This is a genomic window from Mycobacterium sp. MS1601, from assembly GCF_001984215.1.
Classification (GTDB): domain Bacteria; phylum Actinomycetota; class Actinomycetes; order Mycobacteriales; family Mycobacteriaceae; genus Mycobacterium.
Map to the genome: position 1 here is coordinate 5,137,658 of NZ_CP019420.1, position 17,687 is coordinate 5,155,344.

19 protein-coding genes are annotated in these 17,687 nt (G+C 62.3%); 4 read left to right on the forward strand and 15 right to left on the reverse strand.

Annotated features, from left to right (window positions below; genetic code table 11):
- The 14 genes from BVC93_RS24755 to BVC93_RS24815 all read right to left on the reverse strand — a co-directional run bounded on the left by BVC93_RS24755 (position 1) and on the right by BVC93_RS24815 (position 12,801).
- Positions 1-777 (reverse strand): GntR family transcriptional regulator, encoded by a 777-nt coding sequence (locus tag BVC93_RS24755; protein ID WP_083739753.1) that lies wholly within the window; start codon positions 775-777, stop codon positions 1-3.
- Positions 778-989: 212 nt separating this feature from the next.
- A complete protein-coding gene (locus BVC93_RS24760) occupies positions 990-1,976 on the reverse strand; it encodes a phosphotransferase enzyme family protein (RefSeq protein ID WP_083739754.1) in 987 nt (328 codons plus the stop codon).
- Positions 1,977-1,979: 3 nt separating this feature from the next.
- Positions 1,980-2,609, reverse strand: coding sequence for a microcompartment protein (locus BVC93_RS24765; RefSeq protein WP_083741314.1), 630 nt, complete (start codon positions 2,607-2,609; stop codon positions 1,980-1,982).
- Between the two features lie 92 nt (positions 2,610-2,701).
- A complete protein-coding gene (locus tag BVC93_RS24770; RefSeq protein ID WP_083739755.1) occupies positions 2,702-2,983 on the reverse strand; it encodes a BMC domain-containing protein in 282 nt (93 codons plus the stop codon).
- A 20-nt stretch (positions 2,984-3,003) separates the two neighbouring features.
- Positions 3,004-3,285, reverse strand: a complete 282-nt coding sequence (locus BVC93_RS24775) for a EutN/CcmL family microcompartment protein (RefSeq protein WP_083739756.1) — start codon at positions 3,283-3,285, stop codon at positions 3,004-3,006.
- The gene (locus tag BVC93_RS24780; RefSeq protein ID WP_083739757.1) at positions 3,285-3,737 is read right to left on the reverse strand and encodes a hypothetical protein; all 453 of its coding nucleotides are present in this window, start codon (positions 3,735-3,737) and stop codon (positions 3,285-3,287) included. Before BVC93_RS24780 ends, BVC93_RS24775 begins: the two co-directional genes overlap by 1 nt.
- Positions 3,734-4,339, reverse strand: a complete 606-nt coding sequence (locus BVC93_RS24785; protein ID WP_083739758.1) for a BMC domain-containing protein — start codon at positions 4,337-4,339, stop codon at positions 3,734-3,736. The genes BVC93_RS24780 and BVC93_RS24785 overlap by 4 nt, the downstream gene beginning before the upstream one ends.
- Positions 4,339-5,577, reverse strand: coding sequence for an aldehyde dehydrogenase family protein (locus BVC93_RS24790; protein WP_335583101.1), 1,239 nt, complete (start codon positions 5,575-5,577; stop codon positions 4,339-4,341). Before BVC93_RS24790 ends, BVC93_RS24785 begins: the two co-directional genes overlap by 1 nt.
- 8 nt (positions 5,578-5,585) lie before the next feature.
- Positions 5,586-5,912, reverse strand: a complete 327-nt coding sequence (locus tag BVC93_RS34640; protein WP_335583102.1) for a hypothetical protein — start codon at positions 5,910-5,912, stop codon at positions 5,586-5,588.
- A complete protein-coding gene (locus tag BVC93_RS24795) occupies positions 5,912-7,201 on the reverse strand; it encodes a class-III pyridoxal-phosphate-dependent aminotransferase (RefSeq protein ID WP_083739759.1) in 1,290 nt (429 codons plus the stop codon). The genes BVC93_RS34640 and BVC93_RS24795 overlap by 1 nt, the downstream gene beginning before the upstream one ends.
- Positions 7,202-7,333: 132 nt before the next feature.
- The gene (locus tag BVC93_RS24800) at positions 7,334-8,878 is read right to left on the reverse strand and encodes an amino acid permease (protein WP_083739760.1); all 1,545 of its coding nucleotides are present in this window, start codon (positions 8,876-8,878) and stop codon (positions 7,334-7,336) included.
- A 583-nt stretch (positions 8,879-9,461) separates the two neighbouring features.
- Positions 9,462-10,793, reverse strand: a complete 1,332-nt coding sequence (locus BVC93_RS24805; protein WP_236950494.1) for an aspartate aminotransferase family protein — start codon at positions 10,791-10,793, stop codon at positions 9,462-9,464.
- Between the two features lie 456 nt (positions 10,794-11,249).
- A complete protein-coding gene (locus BVC93_RS24810; RefSeq protein ID WP_083739762.1) occupies positions 11,250-12,542 on the reverse strand; it encodes a M20 family metallo-hydrolase in 1,293 nt (430 codons plus the stop codon).
- 52 nt (positions 12,543-12,594) lie between these two features.
- Positions 12,595-12,801 (reverse strand): hypothetical protein, encoded by a 207-nt coding sequence (locus tag BVC93_RS24815; protein ID WP_083739763.1) that lies wholly within the window; start codon positions 12,799-12,801, stop codon positions 12,595-12,597.
- 216 nt (positions 12,802-13,017) lie between these two features.
- Between BVC93_RS24815 and BVC93_RS24820 the strand changes: the two genes are divergently transcribed.
- Genes BVC93_RS24820 through BVC93_RS24830 form a run of 3 tightly spaced genes read left to right on the forward strand, consistent with a single transcriptional unit; the run spans position 13,018 to position 15,923 of the window.
- Positions 13,018-13,338, forward strand: coding sequence for a hypothetical protein (locus BVC93_RS24820; RefSeq protein WP_157517066.1), 321 nt, complete (start codon positions 13,018-13,020; stop codon positions 13,336-13,338).
- 6 nt (positions 13,339-13,344) lie between these two features.
- Positions 13,345-13,569, forward strand: coding sequence for a hypothetical protein (locus BVC93_RS24825; RefSeq protein WP_083739765.1), 225 nt, complete (start codon positions 13,345-13,347; stop codon positions 13,567-13,569).
- Positions 13,566-15,923, forward strand: coding sequence for a putative bifunctional diguanylate cyclase/phosphodiesterase (locus BVC93_RS24830; RefSeq protein WP_157517067.1), 2,358 nt, complete (start codon positions 13,566-13,568; stop codon positions 15,921-15,923). The genes BVC93_RS24825 and BVC93_RS24830 overlap by 4 nt, the downstream gene beginning before the upstream one ends.
- Positions 15,924-16,104: 181 nt before the next feature.
- On the opposite strand, the gene BVC93_RS24835 is transcribed toward BVC93_RS24830, so the two are convergent.
- Entirely contained in the window at positions 16,105-17,172 is a 1,068-nt protein-coding gene (locus BVC93_RS24835; RefSeq protein ID WP_236950108.1) for an EAL domain-containing protein, read from the reverse strand.
- Positions 17,173-17,392: 220 nt separating this feature from the next.
- Here BVC93_RS24835 and mbp1 point away from each other — a divergent pair, with 220 nt between their 5' ends.
- Positions 17,393-17,629, forward strand: a complete 237-nt coding sequence (gene mbp1, locus BVC93_RS24840; RefSeq protein WP_083739767.1) for a microaggregate-binding protein 1 — start codon at positions 17,393-17,395, stop codon at positions 17,627-17,629.
- Positions 17,630-17,687: the final 58 nt, after the last annotated feature.

Consider the following 17,687-nt stretch of genomic DNA (forward strand, 5'->3'; position numbering starts at 1 on the left):
TCAGGTGACCTGGCGTTTGATGTGTGCGGGGCTCGACGTGTGCACCGTGATAGCCATACGGTCGAAGCGGTAGTACTCCAGGCTGGTTTCGAAAGGCTCGCCGGACTCCAGGAGCGCGGTCCGCTGGACGACGAGGACGGGGGATCCCGGTGAAAGTTGCAATGTCTGCGCCTGTTTGGAGTCAGCGGGCGCTGCGGTGATGGTTTCGGTGGCTTCACCACGTTTGATGGCATACCGTGATTCCAGAAGTTCGTACAGTGATCCCACCAGTGACTGATCGAGAAGTCCGGGGAACAATTCAGCTGGGACATAGACTGTCTCGACACTGAGCGGAAGGCCTCCGGCGAAACGGGCGCGTTCGATCTTGTAGACATGAGCGTCACCGGTGATCTTGAGGCGCTTGGCTACGTCGCTGTCGGGACGGATCACTCCTGTCCCGAGAATAGTGGTGCCGGTCTCGAGGCCTTGTGCCCGCAGATAGGCGGGGAGTCCGACCAGCTGATCCAGGTCGCGCACCAGCTTCTTGGATGCGACGAACACTCCGCCGCTGCGACCGTGCGTTCTGATGATGAGGTTGTCTGTCTCCAGCTCTTCCAGCGCCTTGCGCACCACCCACCTCGTGACGCCATGGAGCGCGGCCAGTTCCCGTTCGGCACCGATTCGAGCGCCGGGCTCAAGGGCTCCTGTGCTGATAGCGGTTCGAATTTCCGTGGCCAACTTGGAGACCGCGGCGTCTCTGTTCTCTTGCTCTGGCCCAGAAGACTCTCGTGCTGGCATTGTTGCTGACCTCCGATACTCGTCATCCAACCATAGCCGATTCGGTTGGATAAATGGTCGAGCAGTCGGCGAAGCTCAACTCGGGTACGGCAACCTGACCGAAACCGAACCGACGTATTCTGCACTGCGCCAAGGGCTCCGCCACCTTCGCCCTTGCGCGGAGATCACGGAGCCCTGTTGCCAGTGCCTGGTGGACGCGGTGATTCCCTTGATTAGTTGTTGATCCCGGGTAGGAAGGTGCCGGCCAAGTACCGCTCCGCCACTTCGCACGTTCCGGCGGCGTAGTCGTCTCCGAGTTCATGGGCCAGGTCGGCCTCGGGATGGGTTCCCAACCATGCGAGAAGATGAAGGCGGCGCAGGAAAACCAAGTGCGGGATGGCTTGGAAGTCTTCGGCGGAGAGCTGCCTGACCTCGGTGTATCCCGCCAGCCAGGCGGTGACAACCTTGTCGACGTCAGGTTGGTGCTCGATGAGTGTCGTTGAGCTACAGAGGTCCCACAGGTACCAACTGAATCCTGAGTCATCGAAGTCGATGACCCAGACGTCGCCGTCGGCGCTCTTGAGGAGATTGGCCGCACGCAGGTCGCAATGCACCAGACCCCCGCGGGCATCGTCGGCTCGATAGTCCTGCAGATTGCGCCGCACTTCGGCCTCGGCGCGCCGCAACAACTCGGCGCGCTCATCGGTCACGCCCGGGCCGTCGATCCATTGACCCCAGACCGCATCGGCGCCCAGCACTCCATCGAGATCCCAGCGTGGCCGGGTGAACCATGATGGTCTGGACCAGTTTTCGACATGGTGGTGCAGCAGCGCAGCTGTGCGGCCCACCAGGCTGAACGTCGCTAAGTCGTCGGACTGCGGCTCGCTGCCCGGAACGTGTTCGAACAGCGCACATGCCCGCACCTCGTCACCGGATTGCACCCAGACGAAGAGTTCGCCGTCAAGGGTCCGCCGGATGCCTGGGGTCTTGATAACACCGTCTTCGCGCAGTGACTCGATCCAGGCGAGTTCGGAGCGTACGGCGTCGGTACTCTGGTTGTCTTTTCGGTAGACCCGCAGCACGCCGAGCGGTCCGCCGTCCTCGACCAGAAACGTGGAATTCTCCGAAGTGCTGATCAGGCGCGGCTTGGCAGCGGGTGGTAGTTCATACCTCTCGAGGGCCAGCCGCGCAAACATCTCATCGTTGCTCAAAGCGGGCATTGCCTACCTACCTTCCAATGATTGGAGCACGGCGATGATTTCCTCGCCGGCGATACGCACTTCCTCGGGCGGGCCCGCGATGAAGACTCGTCCCGACGCACCGATCATCTGAACATCGACGAGAGTCAACTTGGCGGAAGCTCGTTCGGCGCTGTTTGCTGCTACTGCGGCAAACAACGCCGGTGCCATTTCGACCACCAGCATCGACATGCCGGGCAACAGCATCGATGCATCGCGGTTGCGGTTCTGGATCACCGCGTGTTGGTCCCCGATATCGTCGATCACGTCGTAGTAAAGCACCGTGGGTTTGAGCTGATCGCCTGGTGCTGCACCGATGCTACGAAGAATGGCTTCACCGGCCCGACGGACATGCTCGACCTGTTTGCTGTGCACCTCGAGAATGCCGTATTGCCGTTCGACATACAGCAGGCCGGGGTCCACCTCGGGGGCGGCGCGTAGTGCCACGTCGATGACGCGGTGAATAGCCAAGGCCGGTGCAATCTCGACGATCAACGCGAAGTCGCCTCGTTGCGGAGGATAACCGCGTGCACGCGTCGGCGTTGCGAGGTAGGCGGCGAATTGGCTCTGCAGGCCGTCGATGGGTAGGTACACCCGCAACTCGGTGCGATGCACGGAGCCGCTGGCGCCATTCGACGTCGGTTTGTCTGCGACGGACTTCACGTCCGCCGCAGGCTTGGTGGCGATCTCTTTGGGCTGGGCTGTCATCAGTCGTTGCCGCTTACCGAGAAGTACTTGCCGAGATCCTGGTGGGGCCGGGGGATCACGTGAACAGACACCAGTTCGCCGATGGACGAGGCGGTTTCGGCGCCCGCTTCAGTGGCCGCTTTCACTGCGCCGACGTCACCCTGGATGACGATTGCCACCAAACCATCGCCGACCTCTTGACGACCGACCAGTGTCACGTTGGCGGCCTTCACCATGGCGTCGGCGGCGGCCAGTGAAGCCACGTACCCACGGGTCTCGATCATTCCGATTGCATTGCTCATTGCTATCGCCCTTTCGTAATCTACTGCGGTGGAATGGCTTCGGCAGAGGTGCCGGAGCCGGCTGGAGGTTCGTCGATAACCCCGACGATCATGGCATCCAGCGGTGCCTTACCTGAAAAATGTTGTGCCACTGCTGATCCCTGTGTGACGAGAACGCGGTCGCCGGGTCCGCTGCCGAGGGTGTCCACAGCCACCAGGCGTTTCCCCGATCCGGCGCACTGCACTTCCAAGAGTGCAACGGGCGGAAAAGGGTCCACACGTTTGGTCGCCCAGACCGGGCCCACCACAGTGGCGACGAGCATCAGGTCTCCCTTACGATGTCGACGCCCAGTTTCCGAGCCTTCTCACGGGCCAGCGGTGTCAGAACTGCTCGTGGTGACACCACGATGGCTCGGTTGTCCGCCGCTGCGGCCGTGACGATCTTTTCGGTGACCGCACCGCGCTCGACGCGGACCGCCGCAGAGCTGTCGACTGATGCCGCAGCGGAGAGCGGGCGTTGGGCGTCCGGCGATGTCTGACTCAGACGGAAAGAGATGGTGCCGCGGCGGAGTCGCTGCGACTGGAGTGGATCATCGAGCATCGTGATGATGGTGTGTACGAAGTTGGATACATCACCGTCGGTAGCCAGCACCACGGTGCGGAACTCCGGAACTGTCGGGGAGCTTTGCTCCGGTTCGGCCGCAGCAGGAAGTGACTCGATGATGAGTTCACGAATCATGGCCCTGAGTTCTTGGGCACCTGGTTGGGCTGTCATGACAGACCTTCCAGCAGCGCTTCCGCGGCGTCGGCGGCGGCGCGGACGGCGTCATGTGGGCCGGACAGGTACACCCGCCCGGTCGCGCCCATCATGCGGTAGTCCACCACTTTGATCTGGCTGGCCTTCTCGGCCTCGTTGGTGACCAGGATCGCGTAGGACGACGGCTGCATCTCCATCACGAAGAGGGATTCACCCGGCAGGATCATCGATCCGGACTTGTTGCGATTGATCAGGAAGGCGTGTTCCTGGTCGATGTTGGTCACCAACCGCGATGCCAAGACTTCCGGTTTGCGGGCGTCTTGTTCGGTGACACCGAGTTCGGCCAGTACTGCGGCACCGGCTTGACGCACGGATTCAGGTGAGTGCGAGTGAATTTCGAGGTATCCGAACTGCCGCTCGACGACGAGCATGCCGGCGCGGACCTCGGAGTGTTTGAGTGCCACATCGGTGAGCGGTTCGATGTCCAGACCGGGTGCGATCTCGATGATCTGAGCTGCCATGTTGGTTCGTGGCAGGCTGCCACGGACAATGGTGCCGAGGTAGCACATCGTTTGCGGCTGCAGCTTGTCGATGAAGATGAAGGAGCGGAGGTCGGCCATCAGCGTGTACCAATCAGGTTTCGAAGCTCTTCGAACACAATCGCGCGAAGTTCATCTCGCAGTTCCGCTTTCTCGATTGTGGTGGGGTGGGATTCGGTGCGGGTAGCAGGGTGGGTGGGCTTTGTCGCCGTCTCGCCCAGGTTCGACGGCACCGGGTAGGCGGGAGCGGCAAGTTGGTGATTGGTGACCGTGGCGCGTAGCGCGTCGTCGAAATCGGGCAGGCGGACAGCGGTGCTCTGGCTGAAGGCGGTCACGCTCCACTGCACCAGGTGATCGGGGGTGAGATTGTCACCTGTCGAGCTTCCGCCACGGAAGCCGGTCCCGACGGACAGCGACATCGGCAGCGTGGTGCCCATCCCGGCGTTTCCCTTGCTGCCGGGCACGTTGACGGAGATCCGGTGTGCGGAAAGCGCTTTCGAGTACTCCAGGATAACGTTCGGGTTGTTGCTGTGGATCACCGCGGAGTGACCTGTGCCCGCGATGCGTAGCAGCGAACGTGCATCCCGGATTGCCCGAGCCACATCTGGGACCCGCAGCATCGCCAGGATGGGGGAGAGCTTTTCGTGCGTCAGAGGTTCTTCGTCGACCACGCTTTGGATCGGTGTGATCAGTACTTTCACCCGGGTGCCCACTCGGAAGCCGGCGCTCTCGGCAATGGCAGCCGCGGAACGCCCGACAACCTTGGTGTTGAAGCGGCCACCAGGGTAGACATAAGCCCGAATCTTCTCGGTCTCATCCGGGGTGCAGATGTAACCGCCGTTCCTGACCAGTTCTGCTTCGAGACGATCAGCGATCGAGTCGACAGCCAGCAACAGCGATTCGGCGGTACAGAGCACGGAGTTGTCGAACGACTTCGATTCGATGATGTCGGATGCAGCTTGCGGAACATCCGCAGTCGCATCCACCAGCACCGGCGGATTCCCCGGTCCGACTCCGATTGCGGGTGTCCCGGAGTGATAGGCCGCGCTGACGACTGCGCCTCCGCCGGTGGCCAGGATGAGGTTGACTCTCGAGTCGCCCATCAGGTTCTCGATCAAGGGGACGGTCGGTCTCTCGATCACTTGGATGGCCCCTTGCGGCGCACCGGCTTCCACTGCCGCCACAGCCAGAACATTGGCCGCTTCCACGCAGGTCCGGCGTACCGCCGGGTGGGGACTGATGACCACCGCGTTACGGGTGAGCATCGCGGAAAGCACTTTGAAGTACAGGGCTGCCACCGGGCTGGTCGAAGGGGTCACGGCGAAGATCACCCCGGCCGGTCGGGGAAGCGGACCTGTCGGCCCTCGATGTCGATCTGGGTGGTGCAAAGGTCCCGGCTGCCGTACTCGTGGATGAATCCTCGGGAGGCAGTGCGGTTCTTGGCCTCTTTGTCGTCCACCACGCCGAAGCCGCATTCGTCGACCGACATCTCGGCGAACCTGCGGGCGTTCTGGTAACCGGCCTCGGCGACGGCATTGACGATCTTCTGTACAGTAGCAAAGTTATACTGATCAAAAAGCGTTGATGCCCAACGTGCTTGGTCCAGCTTGGCCTGCGCCGCGGCCAGCTGCAGTAACGGGGTCCGGTCTTCCACTAGCTCGCCTTCCGGTGTGTCTTGGTGAACTCGTCATTGGCCTCGCTGACCGCGGTGTGGAGTCGGGACAGCACCTCTTCGGTGAGTGCCGGGTCGTACAGCACCCCGGGCTTGAGCTGGAGCACGCTGTTGTCCAGGGTGGCGAAAATGGCCCAGATGCCGTTGCGGTACAGGGTTTCCATCACGGCGTTGCCTCCTCTGGGATGGGCAAACTCCAGACCGATCACCAATCCGAGCTGTCGGACTCCCACGACGAATTCGGGGAAGTCGGCTTGGATGTCGGCGAGCCCCCTGCGGAAGGCTTCAGCAATGTAATGCGTGGTGGTGCGTGTCTCGGGACGGTTGAGGATGTTGAGCACCGACAGGGCTGCGACGCAGCCTAGTTCGGCACCGCCGAAGGTCGACATGTGGCCGAATCCATCTTCGTGCAGCCATTTGGAGCTGGTCTCGTTGGCGATCACGGCACCGAGGGGGTAGAGCCCTCCGCCTAGGCCTTTACCTGTCACGATCATGTCGGGCACGAAGTTCTCGCGCTGGATGGCCCACATTTCCCCTGTGCGCATGAGGCCGGTCTGGACTTCATCGGCAATGTACAGCGACCCGTGCTGCTCGCACAGTTTTTTCACCGTGCGGAGGTAGTCAGGCAGTGGTAGGGGAAAGCCGTATGTTGCCGGGACGGTCTCCAGGATGACGGCCGCGACGTCTCCGGCCCGCAACACCCGCTGCATCGCCTCGATGTCGTTGAAGGGTACCTGGACGAAGTCGTGGGGCTGATCGGAGAGGAACAGTTCGGAGAATCGGCGGTCGCCGGTTGCCACGGCGAGTCCGGTGTGACCGTGGTATGCGCGCTCGATGGAGACGATCTTGCGCCGTTGGGTAGCGTGCCTGGCAGATTTCAGGGCGATGTCGACGGCCTCGCCTCCACCACTGCCAAACATCACCTTCGACAATCCGGTTGGTGCCGAAGCCAGTAGGGCTTCCGCGCACGCGGTTCGCGCGAGTGCGGGGAAGTGGTGGTTGCCGACGTCGAAATGTTCGAGTGCGTCACGGACGGCGCCAACGATTTCGGGATTGCGATGTCCGAGGTTGTACGTCCCGCCATTGAGGTGCATGTCGATCAGGCGCTTGCCAGACATGTCGTGGAGGAAGTATCCCTCGCGCCTGTCGATCACCAGGTCGACATTCGAGTCCACCCAGAATTGTGTCTTGGCGGGGTTCCAGTACTCGGCTGATTTGTCGAGGACCTCGGCCTTCGACTCATACTGAAACAACCCGTACTGGTGGGCCATTGGTCGCGACTCCTTCTGTCATAGGTGCGCTCGTAGGGGGGAATGTGTGGGCGTCAGCGCGGTTGGCCGGGTAAGTCAGCCTTCTCGACGATCCGCGCCGACGCCGCTCACCAGATGTTCTGGTGGAAGCTGTCAGGATGTCGATTCGCCGACCGGCGGGTTTCGATCCGGTTCGCTGTCCCTGTCGATATGCAGTGCCCGTTCGACTTTGGCGGCGTCGTGATCGACGCGGCCGCGGGTCATTGCGTACTGCTCTTCCGGCGACAGGACCAGCCGCTTCCTGCCCACCAGTGCGAAGTACAGGATCGCCAGCAGATAGGCAATGGCGATGCCGACGACACCGGCACGGTTGGCTGGGTTCCAGAACAGTGCCACGCCCATGACGAGGGACAGGATGCACGAGATGATGGCACCGGGGGTTCCGAGCCGGCTCACGAAGGGCCGGTCCACATCAGGCATGGACCGTCGCAGGATGATGAACGAAACTGCTTGCATCACATAGGCAATTACGGCTCCGAAAACCGACATCGACAGCAGTGCAGCGCCAACCGACCCACTGCCGAAGTAGTAGAGGAGGGCGGCCAGTCCGTAGCCGACCACGGAGCCGGCGATCAAGCCCGCGTGCGGAGTGTGTCGCTTGCCATGCGTCACCGACAACACGGTGGGGTAGTAACCGGCACGAGACAGGGAGTAGATGTTACGGCCGTAGGCGAAGATGACGCCGTGGAAGCTCGAGATCAGACCAACCACGGCCAGCAGAGCCAACACCGGTGCGGCTATGGACCCGAAGATCGTAGTGAAACCCTCGTTGAGGGGCTCAGCTGATTCGCCCACCACTGCGGCACCTGGTGCGGTTCCCGCGCTCAAAATGACCGTGAGGAACGCCATTACGGTCAGCGTGAGCATTCCCAGCATCGTCGCCCTGGGAATCGCCCGGCCCGGCACATTGGACTCCTCGGCAGTCAGCGGCAGGCTCTCGATGGCCAGGAAAAGCCATGCGGCGAAAGGGATTGCGAAGAAGACACCTTCGACGCCGCTGGGGAACCAGGCGTTGCCTCCGGGTTGGACGGTGACGTTGAGGGCGTTCTGAAGGTCGAAGTGTGGCAATGCGCCGATCCAGAACACCACCAGGACTGCAAGGGACAAGAGGGCCATTGCCAGGGCGAATCGCATGGCTTGTTCCACACCGGCGATGTTGATCAACACGAAGAGTCCGTAGAAGATCAGCCACCACACCGGCTGCGGCAGTTCGAGTCCGATGGTGGACTCGGCAATGCCGCCCATGTAGCCGCCGATTCCCACGGCCACGGTGGCGGAGGCGCCCACGTAGACGATGGTCTCGGCGACTCCAGTGATGAACCCACCCCATGGACCCATGGCCGAGCGTCCGAAGCTGTACGCACCGCCGGTGTGTGGCATTGCCGCAGACATCTCGGCCACACACATGGTGAGCGTCATGTACAGGGCGAAGGCGACCAGCACGGCGACGAGCATGCCGCCGAAACCGCCTGCAGTGAGGCCGAAGTTCCAGCCAAAAAAGTTCCCGGAGATCACCGTGGCTATTGCCAGGCCCCACAGAGTACCTACGCCGGCATATCGCCGGAGTTGCCGCTTCTCGAAATATCCCTGCTCAGCATGGCGGTAGGTCACCCCCTGGGGGTCCTTCGCATCAGCCATGTCGGTTCTCCCTACTCTCAATCGTGGTCAGCCAACCCATTGACAACCAAATGACGACCTTATCCTGAATGGTCGAAGTGAACTGTGTCAAGGGACACTGTGTAATTGGGAGTCAAAGCTCTGATCAAGACTCCATGCACCGCCCCGCACGGTAGGGCCGCGCCGTACCCGGCAGTGGCGTGGTGCGCCCGTGTCCCGAATCGGAAGGCAGTCAGGAACTGCGCACGCTGGTGCCATAGCGCGTGATCAAGACACGAATCATGGTTATTTCCAGCATGTTTCTGCGCGAGTTACTCAGAGATGAGGAGGTTACACACTGAGATCTCCGCACTGCGCAGAGCAGAGGAAGTCCTCAGCTGCGTCCGCTGAGGATCATTGTTTGGTAGTCCGTGGTCGCTGGGGCCGGTGGTTCGATACAGGCAACGCCAACCATTAGTAATTGGTTGACGACGAGTGGTGGTCCCCCTGGCAATCGGTCAGCGGCAACTTGACCCGCGGCCACGACGACTTCGGGGCGAGGACCATCAGGGGGGTCATGCTGTGTGCGGTGCCACCGCACGCAGCTCCATACCCGATCGCGGTTCTAGACCAGGTTCTTGTCACCGATGAGTCCGAGAAGCTCTTCCTTGACGAATCGCCGGAGGTCCTCACGCAGGTAGCCACCAGCACTGTTGGCCGGCCGCGATGTGGAGATGGTCCTGGCGACAAACTCGAATTCGGTCAGATATCGGTCGACATCGGATTGGTCGAAAACCAACGGTGGACGCACTTTGATGACATTGCCGAACTGCCCCGCCATGCTGGTGATCACCTTGCGGTGACGTAGTTCGTTGACAAAAGCGGAGGCCGTTTGCGGATCCGGGGTCTTGGTTTCAAGGTCGCCGACAAACTCGACACCCATGTACATCCCGGCGCCACGGACGTCGGCCTGGACCCCGCTGTCAGCGATGATGCGACGCATGCCGTGCAGAAGCTGTGTGCCCTTGTCTTGGGCATTGGCGATCAGATTTTCGTCGCGGATGACTTCGAGGACGGCTCGGGCGGCTGCAACAGGTGCATTTTCCCCGCCAAAAGTGTTGAAGTACGCCACATTGTCGCCGAAAGACTCGACCACCGGCCGTCGGCAGACGACGCCACCGATAGGCATACCGTTGCCCATCGGTTTCCCCATCGTGATGATGTCGGGGACCACGTTACTGCGCTGGTATCCCCACATCGCTGCCCCGGTGCGGCCGAACCCCGTCTGTACCTCGTCGCTGATGAACAGACCTCCGGCTTGGTGCACAGCTTTGACAGCCGGCCCGAGTACGCCGGAGTCGGGGTAGATGCCATCCGAGGAGAAGAGGCTGTCGGCGACAAGAGCGGCAACCTTGACGCCGTGACGGCGCAGGTCGTCGATCTGGCGTTGGACTTGTGCGGTGAACCATTCGGCCAGCCCATGATCTGTACGGCGGAAGGTGTCCGGCGCGGGTACTGTACGCACCTCGGGACCGAGGATGGTGCCCACACCCGACGACGGAGACCACGACGCAACGTCGCGGGTGCAACCGTGATACGCGTACTCGGTGACGATAATGCCGGTGCCGCCAGTGGCTTGACGAGCCATGCGGGCAGCCAGATCGTTGGCCTCCGAGCCGGTGCAGGTGAACATGACGGTCTCCAAAGCTGAGTCATGCGTTGAGACCAAATTTTCGGCGTACTCGATGATGTCGCGCTGCAAGTACCGGGTATTGGTGTTGATCATGCGCAACTGACGGGCTACGGCATCCACTACACGGGGATGGTTGTGCCCAACACTAGCGACATTGTTGTAGGCATCGAGGTATTCGTCGCCGTGGACGTCGATGATCTTGGTGCCCTGAGCCCGTGCCGGTTGGAAGGGTACCGAATACGACAGTCGGTATGCAGGGCCCATCACCCGATCCCGACGTTCGACGAGGCTACGTGTCTCTGCGTCCAGCGCTGACTGGTCACTCGAAGACAAGGAATTGAGTGCAATGACCTCGACGGGCAACGGCGACGAGTCGAGACGGCGATCGATCATCAGGGGATACCCTCTCGTAGATGTGCCGACGGCGTTGCTCGGCCGGCGGCTCCTGGACGCGGACGCCGGACCTCCGGACAAACTTCGAACTATCGGGTGGAAGTGGTCCAAACCGGGCAACCAAATACTATCAAATGGTTGTTTTCGGTTGTAGCGACCGTATCGAGTCCAAAATTCACTGTCAAGCACGGTTTCCACGCCGAAACGTGCCGGAAGCGCTCAGGCAGGCATCCAGCCAATCGGTCGTGCAACCTGTTGAGGGTGCGCCGGTACCCGCGTGGTCGGCTTTCCCTTTCGGCGGGTTCCTGGCCTTGACTTGAGGTCGGTTCAGGCGCGCGGGCTCTCGGCCATCCGCGCCACCACTTCGGTGAGCACGTCCACCCCGGCCGTCAGGTCGGCATCGTGGGTGTACTCGGCTTCCGCATGCGACACCCCGTCCACACTGGGGATGAAGAGCATGACCGTGGGCACCAGGTCCTTCATGTTGGTCGAGTCGTGTCCGGCACGGGTCAGCACTTGCATGTGGCTCAGGCCCAGGTCGTCGATGGCGGCTTCGGCCAGTGCCACGCCCTCGGGCTGATAGGTGTGCCCCTTCCAGGTGTGGGCGAAGCGCCGTTCGATGCGCACGTCGGCAGCCACCTCGATTTCGGCGCAGGCCCGCCGCAGCTGTTCGTCGGCGGCCGCCAACAACGCATCGTCGGGCGATCTCAGGTCCAGGTGCATGTGCACCTCGCGGGCCACCACCACCGGTGAGTTCGGGTATACCGTCAGCTGACCGCACGAGGTGTGCAAGTGTTCGCCGTGCTGGTCGGCGATGTCCCGCAGCGCCACGATGATCTTGGCAGCGCCCAGGAGTGCGTCTTGGCGGTCGGCGATAGCCGTTGCGCCAGTGTGCGCTTGTGCCCCGACCACGGCGATCTCGTATTTGTTGGCCGCCCAGGTGGCCGGCACGACACCGAGTCGAATGCCCGCCTTGTCGAGTTCTCGGCCCTGTTCGATGTGGATCTCGGCATAGCCGCACACGCTCAGTCCGCCAGGAGAGTGATGGGAACCGGCCTCGAAAACATCGGTCTGGCCCCGCATTCCGAGGGCGTCCAAGGCTTCCCGGACAGTGACCCCGGCGGTGTCGGCGGTAGACAGCGCCGCGGCGAGATCGATCTTGCCGGTGAACACCCCGCTGCCCTGCATCGACGGTTTGAACCGAGAGCCTTCCTCGTTGAACCAGTTCACCACTGCGAGGTTCACCCACGCGCCGTCGGGCTGCTCGGTGTAGTGGCGTTGCAACCGGTCCACAGCATGCGCGGCGGCCAGCACACCATAGGCGCCGTCGAAGCGGCCACCCCGTGGCTGACTGTCCAGATGTGAGCCCACCAAGACGTAAGGGGCACCAGGCGCGAGCTCGCACAGACCGAACTGGTTGCCTATCCGGTCGTAGGCGACTCGAAAACCCCTGGAAGACAACCACTGCGCCAGCCACTGTCGGGTCTGTCCGTCGCCGGCGGTGCCGGCTTGGCGTTCGACCCCGCCGGCCGGGGTGGCGCCGAATCCCGACATGGTGGTGAAATCTTCGAGGAACCAATTGTCGGCCAAGCGATTCGGTGGGATTCGTACCGTGGTCATGGTGCTCCGATTCGACTTCGTATGGTGGTCATAGGCGTGCTGACAACTGGGGCTACAGTGTCGGTGTCACGCGGTCGCCGTAGGCTGCCAGTGTCGCATCGATGCTGTCGTGCTGCAGATAGGCGGCGAACTGGTCGACTTCGAGATCGCGGAGTTCCTGCAGCCGGGTCACGTGCTCATCGGGTGCGCCCAGCAGGCAGAAGCGGTCGATGATCTCGTCGGGGACGAAGTCGGCGTGGGTGTACCCGGCTTTGCGCAAGATATCCCGTATCGAATCGGTGACGGGGCCGATTCTGAGCGACCCCGAGCGCAGACTGACTGTCTTCGTCGCGCTGGCCGCGTTCTCGCTCGACAGTCAAACTGACAGCTGGCAAATCGCCTCGGATTGGAGAACTGGTGGCAGTCCCTGTGTTCGACTTACTGGCAACAGGTTCAGTCGGATTCCGATCCCACCGACGGTGTAGAGGAGTCACGTGTGAGTACACAGTCCGGCGGTGAGTCACCGGGAATCGGCGGTCTCAACTCCTATCAGGAGATCGCCAATCTGGAACATCGGTTCATCGAGTTGCTGGATCAGCGAGATACCGTCGCTATGGCGGCCCTGTTCCGGCACGGCACCTTCGAGTTGAACCATGCCCCCTCGGTCGTCTCGGCGTGGGGCGTCCGCGCTGGACAACCGGGACACTTCCGCGGACTGGGGCGACACTTCGCCGAGTTGGCGCGCAGTGACGGGAAGTGGCTTTTCAAGCGCCTCACGATCCACGCAGACGTCGACTACCCGTATCCGGCGAACTGACGTCGAATGCGCCAGTTCGTGCGCACGCATGTCGCCGGGCATTCTCTCGATTACGTCATTGTCACGTCATATTTGGTAGCCGGTCCCGCTGGTGATGGTCGCCGGGGCGCAGGGCTCGCGGGTTCAATCACACTTCCTTTGCGCCTCGTGCTCGCGACCTTTCTTCTACTCTATGAATTCATCGACGCGCTGGCCGGTGGCGCGCGTGCTGGCATCGAGGAGCCGAATTGAGGAAATCGGGGATCTCGGCGGCGGTGGCGCTGGTGGTGTTCTCGGCGTGGCTTCTTGCCGGCTGGGGTGGGCCAACTGCAGTACAGGCGGTCAGCAACCTTGGTTCGCTCTTGTTCGGCACGGTTGCCTTGTGCTGCACCGTGCTGGCAGCGAGGTCGAGCATGGGGCGTCAACGCCGTGGCTGGACGGCCTTGGCGGTGGGTTTGGCGTGTTGGGTGATCGGCGATGCGATCTGGACCTTTCATGAGTTGGTTCTGCACGTGGCGGTGCCGTTTCCGGGACCGGCGGACGCCGGATATCTTGCCTTTCCGATCGCCGCGTGCGTCGCCTTGGTCTCATTCCCGGTCGGGTACACGGGCCAGTCGCGGGCGCGCATCTTCCTGGACGGTGTTCTGGTCGCGGGTTCGCTTTTTGTGCTGTCCTGGGCCTTGGGCTTGGGAACGGTGTTCCGAGCCAGCGCCGAGTCTGTATGGACGTTCGTCGTCTCGTTGGCTTATCCGCTGTCAGATCTGGCGCTGTTGACCACGGCGACATTGGTGCTGGCTCGTGCACAGGCTGCGCAACGGACCGCTATGCTCTTGTTGACCGCCGGCCTGGCCTCAATGGCCGTGTCCGACAGTGCCTTTGTGTACTTGATCGCCGATAGCGACTACGCCTCCGGTAATCCCATCGACATCGGCTATGCCGCCGGCTTGGTGCTGATGGCACTGGCGGCACTCTCGGCATGGCGCGCACCAACTCTTTTGCACAGCCCGGCGGCGGCGCCGTCGTCGACGGCGCTGTGGCTTCCCTATCTCTTGCTGCCGTTGGCCATTGGTGTCGGTTTGGGCGCCAGTGTCGATGGACCGAACGACGTGCCCGCCTTTGTTGCCGTCGCGGTCTTGATAGCCGCGGTGTTGATCCGACAGTTCTTGGTGCTGAGCGAAAATCGCCGTCTGCTGGCGATCATGGCCCAACAGGCCCTCCATGACCCGCTGACCGGGTTGGCGAACCGCGTCTTGCTGCACCGCCGTCTGCACGAGGCCATAGCGCAACAACGCATTGATGGCAGCCGTGTCGCGGTGCTGTGCTTGGACCTGGACGACTTCAAACTCGTCAATGATTCTCTCGGCCACGCCGCTGGAGATGCAGTGCTGGTCGCGGTCGCCCAGCGCATCGTGGCGTGTGTACGCGCCACCGACACCGTGGCACGCCTGGGAGGTGACGAGTTCGCGGTGCTGCTCCAAGACGGTCCGGAGCCACCTGTCGCCGTTGCCCGACGGATTCGACGGGCATTCGAAGCCCCCTTCTATCTGGAACGGCAGCCCTGGACGCTGCTCCCGAGCATTGGCGTGGGCGTCAGCGACTCAGCGGGCGCAAGTCCTGATGCCATCGCAGACACCGTGTTACGTCATGCGGATGTTGCAATGTATGCGGCGAAACGCGGGCAGGTCGGTGGAGTGCAGACGTACTCCGCTGACATGGGTTTCATTGAGCCCGACGAGGGCGACTTCACCCGGCTGCGCAGTAGCCACGCCGCCTCCTCCGCATCGGGTTTGTCCGTCGATCTCTCTCGCGCACTCGAGCACGGTGACTTGACCGTCGTCTACCAACCAAAGTTCAGTTGCGCGAACGGAGTGATGGTCGGCGTCGAGGCGTTGGTGCGATGGTCACATCCGAGCCTGGGGCCACTGCGGCCGGAACGACCGGTGGCTCGCACCAACGGGCTGATGGACGCGCTGACTGACTTTGTGGTGACACGCGCAGCCGAAGACGCCGCCTCCTGGCGCGATCAGGGGCACCGAGTTCAGTTCGCGGTCAACGTATTCGCACCGACATTGACCGATAGCAGCTTCACGCAGCGGGTGCTGGCGATTCTGCACGCCCACGACATTCCGTTCAGCTGGCTCACAGTCGAGACCTCCGACGAGTTCTTGGCTGAAAACCACTCCAGGACCGTTCGGGTGATACACGATCTGCGAGCACACCACGTGCGCGTCGCCCTCGACAGCTTCGGTAGCGGACATGCCGCTCTGACCAAGCTGATGCACACCGAGGTTGACGAACTCAAACTCGACCGCGCGTTGATCGCCGGGATCGCCCATCAGCGCGCGCCCCGGGTGGTGGTGAAATCGATGGTGGAGATGGCGCATGCGCTTGACTTGGTGTGCGTCGGAAAGGGGGTGGAAGACGGTGATACGGCCCGGCTACTGAGCCATCTCGGCTGTGATGTGATGCAAGGGAACTATTGCAGCCCACCGATTCGCGCCTCGAAGGTCCTTGATGCCGCGCAGGCGCCGACGGGTGGCTGGGTCGGCGCCCGGTCGGAGTCGGCCCAGCCGCATCGGCCGCCTCGTGGGACACCGCCCCCCTAGGGCTATTGCTGCGAGGCGGGGTCTACGGAAATGCGACCAAGAAGCTTGCGCGCGGCCAAGGCGACCAAGCTGCGATCGAATGTCAACGTCATCTGAAATTGTCGACGCTCTTCCGGGGTGCCGGTTGTGCCCTGATCGTATTCGCGCGCGACAAGTACGGCGGCGATATCGGGACCCAGCGTCAGAATCGTCCACTCGCGGCAGAGCGGGTCGCCGGGTTCGACATGTACTCCCCGCACGCCGGGAGCGGGTTCGGGGCGAGCCCGGTGCCGAACACGGCGACAAGTGGGCTGCGTTGGCCGAGTTCGCGATACATCTGTTCGGTGACTCCGAAGAAGTAGCCCGCATGCTGCACAGTGGTCAGCACAATCGGAGGAGTGTCAGCAGCTGTGGCGAGTCGTTCCAGGTGTCGGGAGAAAGCCACCAAAGTGGGTTTTCGCACAGTCCGGACGGGCAGTTTGTCGGCGATGAGCTCGAAGATCGAGCCGCCGCGTGGAAGCGACGAGGTGGTAGGGATGGGTGGGCAAGACCAGGTTTGCGGCTCGGTGGCCAGTTCGCCGGGTCGGCCGAACCAGTAACCCTGACCCAGGGTGGCCCCGTAGGCCAACGACTGCTCGAAATGCTCCTCTGTCTCGATCCCTTCGGCCACGATGACGGTTCCGGCGCGTTCGTGGTGGGCCAGAATCGCGGTCAAGGCCCTGGCTTGCACTCGATCCGGTTGACGTTGAATAAGTCTCAAGTCCAACTTGATGATCTCAGGTGAGATGACGTCCAGGAGTGCAAGCGACTCCGGCTCTGCCCCAACATCATCGAGAGCTATGAGAAACCCGTCGGCGCGCAGAGCATTCACTTTGCGCAGTAACGTGTGCGGTTTGGCCAGTAGTCTACGTTCGGTCAATTCGAAGACAATCGTGAATTTCGACGCTGCCCGCCCCAACGCACCCGTCGTCCCTGAGCCGGGAACGTGCGCTGCGGTCGGCTCCGAATTGATGAACAACATCATTCCCGGGCTCGAGTTACCCTTCAGCGCACCCGAGGCCGCACCCTGGACGCAGAGGCGATCCAGGTCCTCGAGAACACCCATCTGTTCGGCTCGCTCGAACACGCGGGCTGGCGACATTCCGGACAGCAACGGCCATCGAGCCAATGCCTCGTAACCGATGACTGTTTGGTTCGGCAATGTGACGATCGGTTGGAAAGCCGGCAAGAGGCCGCTGCCCATGGCCGCAGCGTCGAGGTCCTCAGGCACTGGCAACCACGCTGTACCCGGCGCATCGGTGGCTATCGACATGAAACACCGTTTCGAGCAGCATCGGCGGCGCCCTTCGACTCGACTCAATTGACGTATGTTCTTCGATTAAACAGGGTGGTGGAGAACCCGTCGGTACTCCGTCCGCTGTCCAACTGGGTGGATTGCGACCGCTGTGTCGCGGGTATACCGCCGTCAACATCAGAAGGGAACCAGCCACATGAGCGAACGCGACAGCGGGCCTGAGTCAGGAATCAAGGGCATCGTGGAGGACGTCAAGGGAAAAGCGAAGGAAGTGGCCGGCATCGTCACCGACCAGGACGATCTCCGGGAAGAAGGTCGCGCCCAGCAAGACAAGGCCGAGGCGCAACGCGACGTCGCGAAGAAAGAAGCCGAGGCTGAAGCCGCGCGGGCTGCGGCTGGGGCGGCAGAGGCGCGTCAGAAGGCTGCCGAATAGGGTCGGGAATGGTCGGCCCCGTCGGGCCGCTGACTCGCCGGACTGGGCAGTTGGTCCA

What these genes read in the sequence shown, in the direction of transcription:
- BVC93_RS24785 (WP_083739758.1), bottom strand. Translation starts at nt 4,339, where the DNA reads ATGGCCGACCTCCGCTCCTTCATCTTCATCGACAAGCTGCAGCCGCAA.
- BVC93_RS24800 (WP_083739760.1), bottom strand. Translation starts at nt 8,878, where the DNA reads ATGGCTGATGCGAAGGACCCCCAGGGGGTGACCTACCGCCATGCTGAG.
- mbp1 (WP_083739767.1), top strand. Translation starts at nt 17,393, where the DNA reads ATGAGCGAACGCGACAGCGGGCCTGAGTCAGGAATCAAGGGCATCGTG.
- BVC93_RS24795 (WP_083739759.1), bottom strand. Translation starts at nt 7,201, where the DNA reads ATGGCCCACCAGTACGGGTTGTTTCAGTATGAGTCGAAGGCCGAGGTC.
- BVC93_RS24780 (WP_083739757.1), bottom strand. Translation starts at nt 3,737, where the DNA reads ATGACAGCCCAACCAGGTGCCCAAGAACTCAGGGCCATGATTCGTGAA.
- BVC93_RS24810 (WP_083739762.1), bottom strand. Translation starts at nt 12,542, where the DNA reads ATGACCACGGTACGAATCCCACCGAATCGCTTGGCCGACAATTGGTTC.
- BVC93_RS24760 (WP_083739754.1), bottom strand. Translation starts at nt 1,976, where the DNA reads ATGCCCGCTTTGAGCAACGATGAGATGTTTGCGCGGCTGGCCCTCGAG.
- BVC93_RS24805 (WP_236950494.1), bottom strand. Translation starts at nt 10,793, where the DNA reads ATGGGCCCTGCATACCGACTGTCGTATTCGGTACCCTTCCAACCGGCA.
- BVC93_RS24770 (WP_083739755.1), bottom strand. Translation starts at nt 2,983, where the DNA reads ATGAGCAATGCAATCGGAATGATCGAGACCCGTGGGTACGTGGCTTCA.
- BVC93_RS24825 (WP_083739765.1), top strand. Translation starts at nt 13,345, where the DNA reads ATGCGCCAGTTCGTGCGCACGCATGTCGCCGGGCATTCTCTCGATTAC.
- BVC93_RS24775 (WP_083739756.1), bottom strand. Translation starts at nt 3,285, where the DNA reads ATGCTCGTCGCCACTGTGGTGGGCCCGGTCTGGGCGACCAAACGTGTG.
- BVC93_RS24755 (WP_083739753.1), bottom strand. Translation starts at nt 777, where the DNA reads ATGCCAGCACGAGAGTCTTCTGGGCCAGAGCAAGAGAACAGAGACGCC.